The sequence below is a fragment of the Burkholderia sp. 4NA327C6 genome (genome assembly GCF_005502655.1).
Lineage (GTDB): Bacteria > Pseudomonadota > Gammaproteobacteria > Burkholderiales > Burkholderiaceae > Burkholderia > Burkholderia contaminans.
On sequence record NZ_SCNZ01000007.1, the window covers coordinates 22137 to 36746 of the forward strand.

A 14610-nucleotide genomic window follows, 5' to 3' on the forward strand; every position below is an offset into this window, starting at 1 on the left:
CGCTCGCCGCGCCGGCCACCCAGGGAGAAAACCGCAATATGCAGCAACATTCGTTCGCAATGTCCCTTCGTTCGACGCGCCGCTGGCTCGGCGCGGCGCTCGCCGGCGCATCGCTGATGCTCGCGGCGACGCACGCGTTCGCGGGCGGCACCGAGCAACTGAAGGCGTTCGTGTCGCAAGTGCGTTCGGCGAAGGGCGACTTCACGCAGCAGATCGTCAAGGCCCCGGCGAAGGGTGCGAGCGCCGCGCAGGCCGTGCCGAAGCCCACCGACAATTCGAGCGGCACGTTCGTGTTCGCGCGCCCGGGCAAGTTCATCTGGACGTACCAGAAGCCGTACCAGCAGGTGCTGCAGGCCGACGGCGAAAAGCTCTACGTGTACGACCGCGACCTGAACCAGGTCACCGAGCGCAAGCTGAACGGCGCGCTGGGCGCGAGCCCGGCCGCGATCCTGTTCGGCAGCAACGATCTCGACAAGAACTACACGCTGCGCGATGCCGGCGAGAAAGGCGGCATCGAGTGGCTCGAGATGCTGCCGAAGGCGCAGGACACGCAGTTCCAGCGGATCGGCATCGGCTTCAAGAACGGCACGCTGGCCGCGATGGAACTGCACGACGTGTTCGGCAACGTCACGCTGCTGACGTTTACGAACATCCAGACGAATCCGCCGCTGAAGGGCGATACGTTCAAGTTCGTCGTGCCGAAGGGCGCCGACGTGATTACCGGCTGACCGCGCCGCGCGCTGCCGTTTCACCGAAGGGCCTGCCGGCGACGGCAGGCCCTTGTTGTTTGTGGGCGCCGGGCACCAGGCGCCGGGCACCGGGCGCGGCGGTGCTTTCGCGCGGCTGTCATAATGTCGGGTCCGGCGGCTGGTTCGGCCGCCATTGTTTGATGTGGAGCGAGGGTTCATGTCCGACCTGTTTCAAGTCGAGCCGCGCCGCCCGCTCGCCGAGGCGCTGCGGCCGAAGACGCTCGCCGAGGTGATCGGCCAGACGCATTTGCTGGGCGAAGGCAAGCCGCTGCGGCTTGCGTTCGAATCGGGCAAGCCGCATTCGATGATTCTGTGGGGGCCGCCCGGCGTCGGCAAGACGACGCTCGCGCGGCTCACCGCGCTCGCGTTCGACTGCGAGTTCATTGCGCTGTCCGCGGTGCTCGGCGGCGTGAAGGACATCCGCGAGTCGATGGAGCAGGCGAAGGACACGCTGAACCGCACCGGCCGCCACACGATCCTGTTCGTCGACGAGATCCACCGCTTCAACAAGGGGCAGCAGGACGCGTTGCTGCCGTTCGTCGAGTCGGGGCTCGTGACCTTCATCGGCGCGACGACCGAGAACCCGAGCTTCGAGGTCAACTCGGCCTTGCTGTCGCGTGCGCAGGTGTACGTGCTGAAGTCGCTGGACGACGACGAGATGCGCCAGTTGCTGAAGCGCGCACAGGAAATCGCGCTCGACGGCCTGTCGTTCGACGACAAGGCGGTCGATACGCTGGTCGGCTACGCGGACGGCGACGCGCGGCGCTTCCTGAACCTGCTCGAGCAGGCGCAGACGGCGGCTACGTCGGCCGGCACCGCGACGATCGATGCCGACTTCGTCAGCAGCGCGATGACGCTGAACGCCCGGCGCTTCGACAAGGGCGGCGACAACTTCTACGACCAGATCTCGGCGCTGCACAAGTCGGTGCGCGGTTCGAGCCCGGACGGTGCGCTGTACTGGTTCTGCCGGATGATCGACGGCGGCGCGGATCCGAAGTATCTCGCGCGGCGGATCGTGCGGATGGCGTGGGAAGACATCGGCCTCGCCGATCCGCGCGCGCTGCAGGTGGCGAACGACGCAGCCGAAACCTACGAGCGGCTCGGCTCGCCGGAAGGCGAGCTCGCGCTCGGGCAGGCGGTGATCTATCTCGCTTGCGCGGCGAAGAGCAACGCGGGCTACAACGCGTTCAACCAGGCGATGGCGTTCGTGAAGCAGGACAAATCGCGCGAGGTGCCCGTGCATCTGCGCAACGCGCCGACCAAGCTGATGAAGGAGCTCGGCTACGGGCACGCGTACCGTTACGCGCACGACGAGCCGAATGCGTATGCGGCCGGCGAGACGTACCTGCCGGACGGGATGCGCGAGCCGCGCTGGTACAAGCCGGTGCCGCGCGGGCTCGAAGCGAAGATCGCCGACAAGCTCGCGTGGCTGCGCGAACTCGACCGAGAGGCCGGCAAGAAGGACTGACCGGGCAACGTCCGGCGCGGCCCGCGCCGGTGCCGGTGCCGCGAACGCGTCAGCGCTTGCGGGCCGGCTGCTGCTTCCAGTAGCCGAACGGCTCCTGATGGCACTCGATGTCGAGTTCGGTGACGCGGGCGTGCAGGCTCTGCTGCGCATCGGCGATCGCGAGGTTGTAGATGGCGGGGGCGATTTCCTCGACGAAGAAGTGCAGCAGTGCACCCGCCTGGATATTGCCGATCGGCTCATCCATGTTTTCCGTGAAATAGCGTTGCAGCGACGCGATCGCACGGTCGCGTACGTCCTTCTCCAGTTCGATGGCCATCGGGTTCCTTGGGTCGTTGTGACGGGTGGCGCGTGCCTCGTTCGATGCGCTGCGGCGGGCACGCACGGGTGTTTCGCGATCCGCGGCGCGTCGATGCCGCGCGATTTCGCGGGTGCCGACTGGCGGACCGGCAATGCGATACTGCCATGGCCGTCGCGCCACGGTCATCGCCCGTTTGCAGCATTGTCCGTCCGGCCAGTGCCGTGGCGGCCCCGTGGTGCGTTAGAATTCCCGTCTTACACAACGATTCTCCAAGTCCTCCCATGCTCGACATCCAGTTGCTGCGCAAAGACCTCGACGGCGTCGCCCAGCGCCTCGCCGATCGCGGCTACACCCTCGACATCGCCGCCTTCTCCGCGCTCGAAGCGGAACGCCGCGCGATCCAGACCCGTACCGAAGAGCTCCAGGCGCGCCGCAACAGCCTGTCGAAGCAGATCGGCGCGATGAAGGGGAAGGGCGAGGACACGTCGGCCGTGATGGCCGAGGTCGGCGGGATCGGCGACGAAATGAAGGCGGGGGAAGCCAAGCTCGGCGAGATCCAGGCGCGCCTGTCCGACCTGATGCTGGGCATGCCGAACGTCGCGCATGAGAGCGTGCCGGTCGGCAAGGACGAAGCCGACAACGTCGAGGTGCGCCGCTGGGGCACGCCGCGCCAGTTCGATTTCGAAGTGAAGGATCACGTCGATGTCGGCACGCCGCTCGGCCTCGATTTCGAGACCGGTGCGAAGCTCGCCGGCGCGCGCTTCACGATGCTGCGCGGCTCGATCGCGCGCCTGCACCGCGCGCTCGCGCAGTTCATGATCGATACGCACACGCTGCAGCACGGCTATACCGAAGCGTATACGCCGTACATCGTGAACCCCGAGATCCTGTACGGCACGGGCCAGCTGCCGAAGTTTGCGGACGACATGTTCCGCGTCGAGAAGGGCGGCGAGGAGAACAAGGTCACGCAATACCTGATCTCCACATCGGAAATCTCGCTGACGAACACTGTGCGCGAGTCGATCGTCGACGCGTCCGCGCTGCCGATCAAGCTGACCGCGCATTCCCCGTGCTTCCGCTCGGAAGCCGGTTCATACGGCCGCGACACGCGCGGCATGATCCGCCAGCACCAGTTCGACAAGGTCGAGATGGTGCAGGTCGTTGCGCCGGAAACGTCGTACGCCGCGCTCGACGAGATGGTCGGCCATGCGGAAGCGATCCTGCAGAAGCTCGGCCTGCCGTACCGCGTGATCACGCTGTGCACGGGCGACATGGGTTTCTCGGCCGCGAAGACGTTCGACCTCGAAGTGTGGCTGCCTGCGCAGAACACCTATCGCGAGATCTCGAGCTGCTCGAACACCGAAGCGTTCCAGGCGCGCCGGATGCAGGCGCGTTTCCGCAACGCGCAAGGCAAGCCGGAGCTCGTGCATACGCTGAACGGTTCGGGGCTTGCCGTCGGCCGTACGCTCGTCGCGGTGCTGGAGAACTACCAGAACGCGGACGGCTCGGTCACGGTGCCGGAAGTGCTGCGTCCGTACATGGGCGGCATCGAGCGTATCGACGCGCCGGCACAGGCGTCGTAACGCGGCCTGCAAAGCCCTCGCAAAAAAATTTGCAGAAAGGGCTTGTCAGCTACGAAGCGATCGTCTTATAATCTTTTTCTCGCGGAAACGACCAGCCGCGAGATGCAGCAAGGAAGGAGAGGTGGCAGAGTGGTCGAATGTACCTGACTCGAAATCAGGCGTACGGTTTCCCCGTACCGTGGGTTCGAATCCCACCCTCTCCGCCAAAATACGAAGCCCCTTGATCCGGAAGGATCAAGGGGTTTTTCGTTTTGGGTTCGCGGTGCGTGCGTTGTGTCGCAAGTCGTTGCAGTGGCAACAGCTCGACCTTCGGCAGTTCGTATCGTGCGGATGCGAAGGCGCCCACCGCATGCATGATCGTGGCGCGTCCTCGATACAGCCGCGCTGAATGGCAAACGCAGCATCGATCGTGCTGAATGCCGCGATGATCGTGTCGACGTCGACACAAGGTGGCCACTCCACTACCTGTCGCACGTGATCGCGAGGATCGTACACGGGGTGCCGTCGATCGTCGTCGTGCGTCGCAGGATGGCGGGCCCGCGCAGGGGCGCGACAATCGGGCCGCGCGCGCCGCATCCGACCTGAGCGCACTGGCCGGCCTCGCTATGCGCGTCCAGCCTTCGCCGCAATCTTCAGCTTTAAGCCCGTGCTTCCCGCGCCGTTAACACGTGGCGGCGGCCGGCGCCCGCGCCGGACCGCATCGTTCCCCGTCGATTCAAGGTCCCATGAAGCTGAGCTACAAGATTCCCCTCGCATTCGCCGTCGCGCTGCTACTGATGTTCGGTGGCGCGCTGTACGGTATCCACATTCTCAACCGGTCGATCGATACGTTCGCCGAAGACGTGCAGACGAACGTTGGCAATGAACGGCTCGTGTCGGCCACGCTCGTGCAGTTCAAGCTGCAGGTTCAGGAATGGAAGGACACGCTGTTGCGCGGCAAGCAGCCCGACAAGCTCGACAAGTATTGGCAGGCTTTCCAGACGCGCGAGCGGACGGTCGACACGCTCGCCGCGCAGCTCGTTCACCAGTTGCCGCCCGGCGAGAGCCGCTCGCTCGTCGAGCAGTTCATGCGCGCGCACACGGCGATGGGCGAGGGTTACCGGCGCGGGTTCGACGCGTTCAAGGCGGCCGGCTTCGAGCCGTCGGCGGGCGATGCCGCGGTGGCGGGCGTGGACCGCGAGCCGGCGGCGTTGCTGGAGCGGGCCGCGAAGTCGATCGCCGACGAGAGTGCCGCGGTGTCGGCACAGGCGAGCCGCGACGCGCAGCACGCCACGACCGCGAGCCTCGTGCTGATGCTGGTCGTGCTCGGCGTCGCGATGGTCGGCGCATTCCTGTTCAGCCGCGCGATCCTGCGTCCGCTCGACCGTGCGGTGGCGTGCGCGCAGGCCGTCGCCGAGGGCGACCTGACGCGCAATGTCGATGCAGCCGGCCGCGACGAGATCGCCGATCTGCTGCGCGCGTTGCAGATGATGCAGGCGAGCCTGTCGGGCGTCGTGCTCGAAGTGCGCACGCATGCCGAAGCCGTCGCGACGGCGAGCGCACAGATCGCATCGGGCAATCACGACCTGTCGGCTCGGACCGAGGCGCAGGCTGCGTCGCTCGAGGAGACGGCTGCCAGCATGACCGAACTCACGGGCATCGTCCGCCAGTCGGCCGAGCACGCGCAGCACGCGGCGCAGCTGGCGCACGACGCGTCGAACATCGCAGCGGCGGGCGGCGGCGTGATGACGGATGCCGTCGGCACGATGAACGGCATCGCCGACAGCTCCGCCAAGGTCGGCGAGATCATCGCGGTGATCGACGGCATCGCGTTCCAGACCAACATCCTCGCGCTGAACGCGGCAGTCGAAGCCGCGCGTGCGGGCGAACAGGGCCGCGGCTTCGCGGTCGTCGCGGCGGAAGTGCGTACGCTCGCGCAACGCAGCGCGGCCGCCGCGAAGGAGATCAAGGAACTCATCGAGCAGTCGACGAAGCGGGTCGACGAGGGCGCCGTGCTGATTGGCCGAGCGGGCGAATCGATTCACGAGATCGTCGGTGCGGTGCAGCGTGTCACGACGATCGTCGGCGAGATCTCGTCCGCGTCGCAGGAGCAGAGCGGCGGCATCCAGCAGGTGAACATCGCGGTGACGCAGATGGACGAAGCGACGCAGCGCAACGCGGCGCTCGTCGAGCAGGCCTCGGCCGCGACGCAGGCGCTGGCCGAGCAGGCGAGCGCGCTGCGGCATGCGGTGGCCGTGTTCAGGCTGCCGGAAATGGCGTGACGGCGGCCGCCGTCGCGCCCGGCTTCGATGGAACCGGGGCCGGCGCGGTGCCGGCTTTCAGCGGCGCACCTGCGCCAGTCGACCCCGGCCCGTCCCCCGCGATCACGCCGCGGCCGGATATTGCGCGAGCACCCGGGCGCGGATCGACGGCTTGATGTTCGATTGCGCCATGTTGCCGCCGTAGTGCGCGACGACGCGCGGATTCATCACGCGATACCAGAGCGGCGGCACGTACGCGAACAGGATCATCGTCGCGTAGCCGGCCGGCAGTTGCGGCGCATCGTCGAAGTGACGCAGTGCCTGGTACGAGCGCGTAGGATTCGCATGATGGTCGGCGTGCCGCTGCAACTGGTACAGGAACAGGTTGGTGACGACGTGATTGCTGTTCCACGAATGCTGCGGCGTGCAGCGTTCGTAGCGGCCGTTCGGCAGCTTGCGGCGGCCGAGCCCGTAATGCTCGACGTAGTTCACGACTTCGAGCAGCGACGCGCCGTAGATGGCCTGGATCACGAGGAACGGGATCACGACCTTGCCGGCCATCGCGATCGCGATGCCCCACACGACGACGGTCATCGCCCACGCGTGCAGCACCTCGTTGCGCCAGGTCCACGGCGAATGCCCGAGCCGTTCGAGGCGCGCCCTCTCGAGCCGCCACGCCGAGCGGATGCTGCCGGTCACGGTGCGCGGCAGGAATGCCCAGAACGATTCGCCGTAGCGCGCACTCGCCGGGTCCTCGGCCGTCGCGACGCGCACGTGGTGCCCGCGGTTGTGCTCGACGTAGAAGTGGCCGTATGCGACCGGCGCGAGCGTGATCTTCGCGAGCCAGCGCTCGAAGCGGTTGGTCTTGTGCCCGAGTTCATGCGCGGTATTGATCGAGATGCCCGTCGCGGCGCCGAGCGACAGCGCGAAGCCGACGTAGTCGTACCAGGCGAGCGCGTGCGTGCCGACGATCCAGACGCACACGAAGAACGCGACATATTCGACGAGCGTCGCGAGATAGACGATCAGCCGGTAGTAGCGCTCCCGTTCGAGTTGCGGTACGACGTCCTCGGGCGGGTTGTCGCGATCGTCGCCGATCAGCGTATCGAGGACCGGGATCACGCCGAACGCGAACAGCGGGCCGAACCACCAGAACACGTGCAGGCCCGTCGACAGCGCGAGCTGGGCGGCGAGGATCGGCAGCGTGATCGTCAGCGCGCCGAGCAGCCACAGGTAACGCTTGCCGTCCGACCAGCCCGAAGCCGATCCGTTGGTCATTGCCATTGTCTCCCTCCTGCCGGCCGGCCCGAGGGCGGCCGCCTGTACGGTTGTTCGAATTATCGTTGGTCCGCGAAGCACGCGCGGTCGGGCCGGATCGTCACCCGGTCCTGCCTGTTATACGACCCATGCGCACGCTTGCCAAACTCCGGCACTAGGCGCGAAGCTCCAAACGGGCGGGGCGCGGGCGGAGCAGGCAGCGAAGGGCCCGCGCACACTGATTGAAACATGCGCGGAACGCCGGATCGACCCGCACGGCCGACCGGTTCGTCAGACGGATGGCGCGTCGCGACGCGTGAGGGTGTCGGCGCCACGGGTCCGCAACAAATGTTGCGATGCAATATAGGGCGGGCGGCTGGTACCCGCGATACCTATTTCAGGGGTCGCCAATCTTACGGATCATGACGGCTTTCGCGCTCAAATCCACGGGGTCCGACGGGCAACTGCCGCGTGTCGCAAGGCGACCGCCGTCATGCGTCGAACCAGGCCGCCGCAATCGTCTTTCGGCGGCACGTATCGATGTGGCGATGCTGCACCTGCACACCAGCCGGTCGCCCGGCCGCCGGCGGTGCATGCTGCCTTTCGATTCGCGCTGTCATTTGAAAATTACGATTTGACTCATGCCCCGCTTTCGGTTGAAGCTACTAGCTTGCTGTCCGAAGGGGGCTGTGCCTGCATGAGTTCGACCTTGACCGTTCGTCGTATCGTTGCCGACCAGGGCGGCGTGTATCGCGAACTCCGCGCCGCATCGCTGCGTGAGCCCTATGCGCCCGGCGAAGCGCCGGAGGCCGAATTGCTGACCGTCGAAACGGACGCGGCGTCGGCGATTGCCGCGCAGCGCGCCGTGTCCGACGAGTCGACGACTTTCCTGCTGTACACCGAAGGCCACCCGGCCGGCATGATCGGCGCGTATTTCGACAACACGCCCGATCGGCGCGCGTTCGTCAGCGAGCTGTGGGTCGCGCATGCGGTGCGTCACCTGCGCGGCGGGGTGCTGCTGCTGGAGACGGCCACCGCATGGCTCGCCGAGCGCGGCGCCACCGACGTCTACGCGTGGATCGCTGATGCGAACCGCAACGCGATCCGCTTCTACGAGCGTGCCGGTTTCGGCAACACCGGCGAACATGCGCCGATCGCGCGGATGCCCGGCGCGATGAAATCGCTGTTCGTGTCGCAGGTGAAGCACTGACGCGACCTCGAAACAGCCCGCCGCGCGGCGCGACGAAAGCCCGAGCGCCCGCTGGCCTGCCTGCCTGCCTGCCTGCCTGCCTGCCGGTTGTGCGCCCGCCCGGGCCGCCGCCACCCGGTTCCCCAAAAATAATGGCCGCACGCGTGGACGCCTGTAAAATACGCAAAAAATTTTTGCAGAGTGTCCATGTCGCTTAAAAAATCGCCATTCTTCGAGCTGCGCAGCGGATCGGTCGATACGTTGCTGTTCACCGTGAAGACGACCGATCTCGATGCGTTGCGTACCGAACTGGTCAAGCGCTTCGAAGCGACTCCCGAGTTTTTCGCCGACGATGTCGTCGCGATCGACGTCCGCCGCCTGGCTGACGGCGAGCGCGTCGCGCTCGCGGACATCCGCCAGATGCTGAACGACGTGCGGATGCGTCCGGTGGGCGTCGTCGCACTGGCAACGCAGGGCTGGGCGGGGGAAGCCGGCCTGCCGTTGCTGGAGGCGCGCGATCGCCGCGCGCCGGCCGCGAAACCTGCCGACGAAGCGGAACCGGCGGCAGTGCCAGCCGTCGAGCCCGCCGCCGCTGCGGCAACCGCAGCGGCGCCCGAACAGCCGTCGGAGCCCGCGCCGACGCCCGTGCAGGCCGGTGGCCAGACGCTGGTGATCGACCGGCCGTTGCGTTCGGGGCAGCAGATTTACGCGAAAGGAGACCTCGTGGTGCTCGCGCCGGTCAGTCACGGCGCGGAGATCATCGCGGAAGGCAATATCCACATCTACGCGCCGTTGCGCGGCCGCGCACTCGCGGGCGTGCACGGCAATCACGACGCGCGCATTTTCTGCACGTGTCTCGAGCCGGAACTGATTTCGATCGCGGGTATCTATCGAACGACCGAGAACCCGTTGCCCGCCGACGTACTGGGCAAATCGGTACAGATCCGGCTCGAAGAGGAAAAACTGATGATCGAACCGCTGCGCCTGACGTAATACACGCGGCGCGCTCCGGGTCGATCGGCTCTCATTGACGAACACAGGGTATTGGGTAAATGGCAAAAATCATCGTGGTGACCTCGGGCAAGGGCGGCGTGGGCAAGACGACGACGAGCGCGAGCTTTGCGTCCGGTCTCGCGCTGCGCGGCCACAAGACGGCCGTGATCGACTTCGACGTCGGCCTGCGCAACCTCGATCTCATCATGGGCTGCGAGCGCCGCGTGGTGTACGACCTCGTGAACGTGATCCAGGGCGAAGCGAACCTGAACCAGGCGCTGATCAAGGACAAGAAGTGCGAGAACCTGTTCATCCTGCCGGCGTCGCAGACGCGCGACAAGGATGCGCTCACGCGTGACGGCGTCGAGAAGGTGCTGAACGACCTGGTCGCGATGGATTTCGAATTCATCGTCTGCGATTCGCCGGCCGGTATCGAGGCGGGCGCACTGCACGCGATGTACTTCGCGGATGAAGCGCTGATCGTCACGAACCCGGAAGTGTCGTCGGTGCGTGACTCGGATCGCATTCTCGGCATCCTGTCGTCGAAAACGAAGCGCGCGACCGAAGGCAAGGATCCGATCAAGGAACACCTGCTGATCACGCGTTACAGCCCGAAGCGCGTCAGCGAAGGCGAGATGCTGTCGCTCGAGGACATCAGCGAGATCCTGCGCATCAAGCTGATCGGCGTGGTGCCCGAGTCGGAAGCCGTGCTGCATGCATCGAATCAGGGTCTGCCGGCCGTGCATATCGACGGTACCGACGTTGCGGAAGCGTACAAGGACGTCGTCGCGCGTTTCCTCGGCGAAGACAAGCCGCTGCGCTTCACCGATTACCAGAAGCCGGGCCTGCTGCAGCGCCTCTTCGGCAGCAAGTAACGGAGGCCGACCATGTCCATCCTTTCGTTTCTCCTCGGCGAGAAGAAGAAGTCCGCATCGGTCGCGAAGGAGCGCCTGCAGCTCATCATCGCGCACGAGCGGGTCGGCGGCCGGCCGCCAGCCGATTACCTGCCGGCGCTGCAGAAAGAGCTCGTCGCGGTCATCTCGAAGTACGTCCATATTTCGGACGATGACATCCGCGTGAGCCTCGAGCGCCAGGACGATCTCGAAGTCCTCGAAGTGAAGATCGAGATCCCGCAAGCCTGACCGTTGCGGGTATCCCTCCGCACGGCGGCACTCGCCGCCGTGCGCGTCTTACGCCCTGTTGCACTTTCGGGCATGCCGTAACACGGCGTCTGTCGGCCGTTACCGCGCCTCCCGCATTGAACGAATACGCTCGCGTAACTTGTTCAACCAGGAGGTTGTGATGGCTGTCTCTACTGTTCAACGTCGTATCGTTTCGCTCGCCCTGTTTGCCGCGGGCCTGTCAGCCGTCGTCGCACCGTTTGCCGCGCATGCGGACGAGATTCTCGTCGGCACCCCCGTGATCGTGCCGCAGGGCCGCGTGGTCGTCGCCGAGCCGGTCGCCGTGCGCACCGAGGAAATCGTGGTCGTCGCGCCGAATGCGCCGCCGCCGGTGCGCTACGAGGTCGTGCCGGCCTCGCGCGTGGGCTACGTGTGGGATCGCGGGCACTGGCACTGGGAGCACGGCCGCTACGTGTGGATCGGCGGCCACTGGGAAGCCGAGCGCGTCGGCATGCAATGGGTGCCGGGCCATTGGGACCAGCGCGGTCCGAACTGGTTCTGGACCCGTGGCCACTGGGCATGATGGAGGCGGACGATGAAACGAACCGCAATCGCCATCGCGCTCGTCGCGATCACGCTGGCCGGATGCATCGTCGTGCCGGCGCGGCCCGTGTACTACCGGCCGGCGCCCGTCGTGATCTACTGAGGGTCGCGCGGCCCGGACTGCGCGTGGCCGTTCGTCCCGGCTGCGGCCGGCTCGTCGTCGTGCGGCGCCGGTGCATGCGATGCGCGTTCGGCCAGCGTGGCGGCGGGCGCTTCGTCGCCCCTGCCGTCTTCGTCGCGCAGTGTGTCGAGCGGATCGGCGGGCGCCGCGGCCGCATCCTGCGGCTCGGTGACGCCGGTCGCCACCGTCGCGCTCGCCGCGGCTGCCGAAGTCGGTTCCGCAGCCGTGACGGGTGGTGCGAGATAGCGCAGGGCAAGCGTTTCGTAGAGCGGCGGCGCAAAGAAGCGCGACACGCGGCTCGATACCAACGCGGTGGCCATCAGCGAAATCACGAGCGCGTGACCGTTGATCATCTCCATCACGATCACGAACGACGTGATCGGCGACTGCGTGACGGCCGCCATGTAGCCGACCATTGCGAGCGCGATCAGCATCGGCAGGCTCATGTTGCTGAACACGACGTGCAGCAGGTTGCCGAACCCGGCGCCGATCGACAGCGACGGCGCGAAGATCCCGCCCGGGATGCCCGGCAGGTACGACGCGACCATCGAAATCATCTTCAGGAACGGATAGAACACCGACAGATGCTGGCTGCCGTCGAGCAGGCCGCGCGCCTCGGCGTAGCCGCTGCCGAAGGTCGTGCCGCCCGATACGAGGCCGACGACGGCGATCGCGAAGCCGCACAGCGCGGCGAATGCGATCGGCCGCTCGCGATACAGGCCGAGCAGCTGCGCGGGCAGCCAGCGCCCCGTGTTGAGCAGCAACCAGCAGAACAGGCCGCCTGCGATCCCCGTCACGATCGCGGTGACCAGCACGGCGAGCGCCAGCAGTTTCGGGAAATGAGGGCCGGCATCGATCGTGCCGAAATACGTGTAGTTGCCGTTCAGCCCGAGCGCGACGACGCCGGCGAGAATGATCGCGGTGATCAGCACGCCGCTGGCGCGCGCGGAGAAGCTGCGCGTCAGCTCCTCGATCGCGAACACGATCCCGGCGAGCGGCGTATTGAACGCGGCCGACAGCCCGGCCGCCGCGCCGGCGAGCACCAGTTGGCGCTCGATCTGCGCGTTCGAGCGCGGGTAGAATCGTCGCAGGTTGAACATCAGCGCCGCGCCGACCTGCACGGTCGGCCCTTCGCGGCCGATCGTGAAGCCGCCCAGGATACCGAGGAACGATACCAGCACCTTGCCGAACAGGATGCGCAGCGTCAGCAGCCGGGAGCCGAATGCACTCGGGCGCGCATGCAGCGTCGCGATCACCTGCGGGATGCCGCTGCCCTCGGCGCCGCGGAAGAAGCGGCGCGTGATCCATACCGACACCGCGGCGATGGCCGGCGTCAGCAGTAGCGGCAGCCACGCGGCGTGGTCGCGCATCGCGCGGAAAGTTTCGTAGCCCCAGTCGATCAATCGCGCGTAAAGTACAGCCGCGAGGCCGACGACGATCGCACCGAGCCAGAAAACGCCGTATTGGCGCCAGATCCTAAGCGAACGACGGGTGAGGGCGGGAAACAGGGCGGGAAGGGCGGGGCGTGGCATTGACGCGGGCCGGTAGGCAAAGACCGGATTATAAAAAGAACCGGATGGAGGCGGGAGGCGAGAATGTTTCCGAAAGGAGTTGCATTTTGTTTCAAAAGTAATTTTCACGTAATGTTCGCGCATGTAACCATCGTTAGCATGCCAAATTGGCCGGCTTTTCCCCACACATCGTGAAACGTATCCTCATCGTGAAAGTGACGTCGCTCGGCGACGTTGTCCAGACGCTACCCGTCGTCGCGGATCTTCATCGCGCCTTTCCGGGCGTAACGGTCGACTGGGCGGTGGATGAATCGTGCTCGGAGGTCGTGCGCTGGCATCCGGGCGTCAGCAACGTCCTGTGCGCGCCGCTGCGCCGCTTCAAGAAGATGCGCAATCGCGGCGACCTGAAGGCAATCACGGCATCGATCGGCGCGCTGCGGGCGCATCGCTACGACGCGGTGATCGACCTGCATGGCGTCTACAAGAGCGCGATCATTTCGGCGCTCGCACGCGCTGCACGCCGCATCGGCTACCAGACGCAGGATCTCGGCGAAACGGGCGCACGCTTCGCGTATTCGCATCGTTTCGGCCCGCGGCCGGACTGCGACGCGTGGCACGGGATGCGCGTGAGCGCCGGCGAGGCGCTTGGCTACGTGCCCGAAGGCATTGCCACGTACGGCATCGTCCCGCCACGGGACGTGAACCTGCCGGCCGCCGTGACCGATGGCGCCCCATTCATGCTGCTGTTCCATGCAACGTCCAACCCCGACAAGAAATGGCCGGCCGACCGCTGGGCCGCGCTCGCCACGCAGATGATGGCGCGTGGCGTGCGCGTGCTGTTGCCGTGGGGATCGGCTGCCGAGCATGACGATGCGCAGGACATCGCCGCACGTGCGCCGGGTTCGGTCGTGCTGCCGGCGATGACGGTGCGCGAGCTCGGCGCGGCGCTCGGCCGGGCTGCGCTCGTGGTGGGGGTCGATACGGGGTTCGTGCACATGGCGCACGCGCTGCAGCGGCCGACCGTGATGATTTTCGTCGCGACGTCGCGCCATCATTGCGGGATCGGCGGCGCGCCGAATGCATTGTCGATCGGCGAGCCGGGCACGATGCCGTCGGTCGACGAGGCGCTGGATGCGATCGATACGGTCAGTCCGGCCTACGGCGCGCTGCGCGCGCGGCTGACCGCCTGAAGAGGCGGGCGCGGCGGTTCAGGCGAGCAGTGCCTCGACGGTGACGACGGCGGCGACGGCCGCCAGGTTCGCCAGCAGCGCCTCGAACACGAGGCCGCGCCACGTCTGCGGCCGGAAGCGCATCGCGAGCAGGATCGCGCCACCCAGCGCGAGCGCGAGGATCAGGACGAGATCGGCATTGCCGAGGCGGATGTTCATGGCGGCGGCTCCTTCGGGGCGGGTTCCCGGGGGGCGCGCAGCGGCGCACCCAGGATCGAGTATAGGCAGCGCCGGCCACCGCACAACCC

Annotated in this window: 14 protein-coding genes and 1 tRNA gene; 11 read left to right on the plus strand and 4 right to left on the minus strand. The window is 66.7% G+C overall.

The window, feature by feature from the left end; genetic code table 11:
- Nucleotides 1-38 precede the first annotated feature (38 nt).
- Both lolA and FFS49_RS09380 read left to right on the plus strand, forming a co-directional pair.
- Nucleotides 39-728: an outer membrane lipoprotein chaperone LolA gene (gene lolA, locus FFS49_RS09375; protein WP_105817564.1), complete on the plus strand. Its 690-nt coding sequence runs from the start codon at nucleotides 39-41 to the stop codon at nucleotides 726-728.
- A gap of 178 nt (nucleotides 729-906) precedes the next feature.
- Nucleotides 907-2217 carry a replication-associated recombination protein A gene (locus FFS49_RS09380; RefSeq protein ID WP_071334088.1) on the plus strand — a complete coding sequence of 437 codons (1311 nt, stop codon included), beginning with the start codon at nucleotides 907-909 and terminating at the stop codon, nucleotides 2215-2217.
- Between the two features lie 49 nt (nucleotides 2218-2266).
- On the opposite strand, the gene FFS49_RS09385 is transcribed toward FFS49_RS09380, so the two are convergent.
- Nucleotides 2267-2533, minus strand: coding sequence for a DUF2164 domain-containing protein (locus FFS49_RS09385; RefSeq protein WP_105817562.1), 267 nt, complete (start codon nucleotides 2531-2533; stop codon nucleotides 2267-2269).
- Between the two features lie 263 nt (nucleotides 2534-2796).
- Here FFS49_RS09385 and serS point away from each other — a divergent pair, with 263 nt between their 5' ends.
- From serS to FFS49_RS09405, 3 genes are all read left to right on the plus strand, one after another.
- On the plus strand, nucleotides 2797-4098 hold the full coding sequence (gene serS / locus FFS49_RS09390; RefSeq protein ID WP_039343442.1) for a serine--tRNA ligase: 1302 nt from the start codon (nucleotides 2797-2799) through the stop codon (nucleotides 4096-4098).
- A 115-nt stretch (nucleotides 4099-4213) separates the two neighbouring features.
- A tRNA-Ser gene (locus tag FFS49_RS09395) sits at nucleotides 4214-4304 on the plus strand.
- 519 nt (nucleotides 4305-4823) lie between these two features.
- Nucleotides 4824-6359 carry a methyl-accepting chemotaxis protein gene (locus FFS49_RS09405; protein ID WP_105817561.1) on the plus strand — a complete coding sequence of 512 codons (1536 nt, stop codon included), beginning with the start codon at nucleotides 4824-4826 and terminating at the stop codon, nucleotides 6357-6359.
- A gap of 102 nt (nucleotides 6360-6461) precedes the next feature.
- Here FFS49_RS09405 and FFS49_RS09410 read toward each other — a convergent pair whose 3' ends face one another.
- Nucleotides 6462-7622, minus strand: a complete 1161-nt coding sequence (locus FFS49_RS09410) for an alkane 1-monooxygenase (RefSeq protein ID WP_105817560.1) — start codon at nucleotides 7620-7622, stop codon at nucleotides 6462-6464.
- A gap of 466 nt (nucleotides 7623-8088) precedes the next feature.
- On the opposite strand from FFS49_RS09410, the gene FFS49_RS09415 reads away from it, so the two are divergent.
- From FFS49_RS09415 to FFS49_RS09435, 5 genes are all read left to right on the plus strand, one after another.
- Nucleotides 8089-8805, plus strand: a complete 717-nt coding sequence (locus FFS49_RS09415) for a GNAT family N-acetyltransferase (protein WP_224756027.1) — start codon at nucleotides 8089-8091, stop codon at nucleotides 8803-8805.
- 186 nt (nucleotides 8806-8991) lie between these two features.
- Nucleotides 8992-9777 carry a septum site-determining protein MinC gene (gene minC / locus FFS49_RS09420; RefSeq protein ID WP_105817559.1) on the plus strand — a complete coding sequence of 262 codons (786 nt, stop codon included), beginning with the start codon at nucleotides 8992-8994 and terminating at the stop codon, nucleotides 9775-9777.
- A 59-nt stretch (nucleotides 9778-9836) separates the two neighbouring features.
- Complete coding sequence (gene minD, locus FFS49_RS09425; protein ID WP_039343429.1) at nucleotides 9837-10652, plus strand: septum site-determining protein MinD; 816 nt, start codon at nucleotides 9837-9839, stop codon at nucleotides 10650-10652.
- Nucleotides 10653-10664: 12 nt separating this feature from the next.
- Nucleotides 10665-10919, plus strand: coding sequence for a cell division topological specificity factor MinE (gene minE / locus FFS49_RS09430; RefSeq protein ID WP_006476634.1), 255 nt, complete (start codon nucleotides 10665-10667; stop codon nucleotides 10917-10919).
- 160 nt (nucleotides 10920-11079) lie between these two features.
- Nucleotides 11080-11481, plus strand: a complete 402-nt coding sequence (locus FFS49_RS09435) for a YXWGXW repeat-containing protein (RefSeq protein WP_039343424.1) — start codon at nucleotides 11080-11082, stop codon at nucleotides 11479-11481.
- A gap of 116 nt (nucleotides 11482-11597) precedes the next feature.
- Here FFS49_RS09435 and FFS49_RS09440 read toward each other — a convergent pair whose 3' ends face one another.
- Nucleotides 11598-13154, minus strand: a complete 1557-nt coding sequence (locus tag FFS49_RS09440) for a chloride channel protein (protein WP_105817558.1) — start codon at nucleotides 13152-13154, stop codon at nucleotides 11598-11600.
- Between the two features lie 170 nt (nucleotides 13155-13324).
- Here FFS49_RS09440 and waaC point away from each other — a divergent pair, with 170 nt between their 5' ends.
- Complete coding sequence (waaC, locus tag FFS49_RS09445; RefSeq protein WP_105817557.1) at nucleotides 13325-14323, plus strand: lipopolysaccharide heptosyltransferase I; 999 nt, start codon at nucleotides 13325-13327, stop codon at nucleotides 14321-14323.
- Nucleotides 14324-14341: 18 nt separating this feature from the next.
- Here the strand turns inward: waaC and FFS49_RS09450 are convergent, their stop codons facing one another.
- Nucleotides 14342-14521 (minus strand): hypothetical protein, encoded by a 180-nt coding sequence (locus FFS49_RS09450; protein ID WP_039343411.1) that lies wholly within the window; start codon nucleotides 14519-14521, stop codon nucleotides 14342-14344.
- Nucleotides 14522-14610 lie beyond the last annotated feature (89 nt).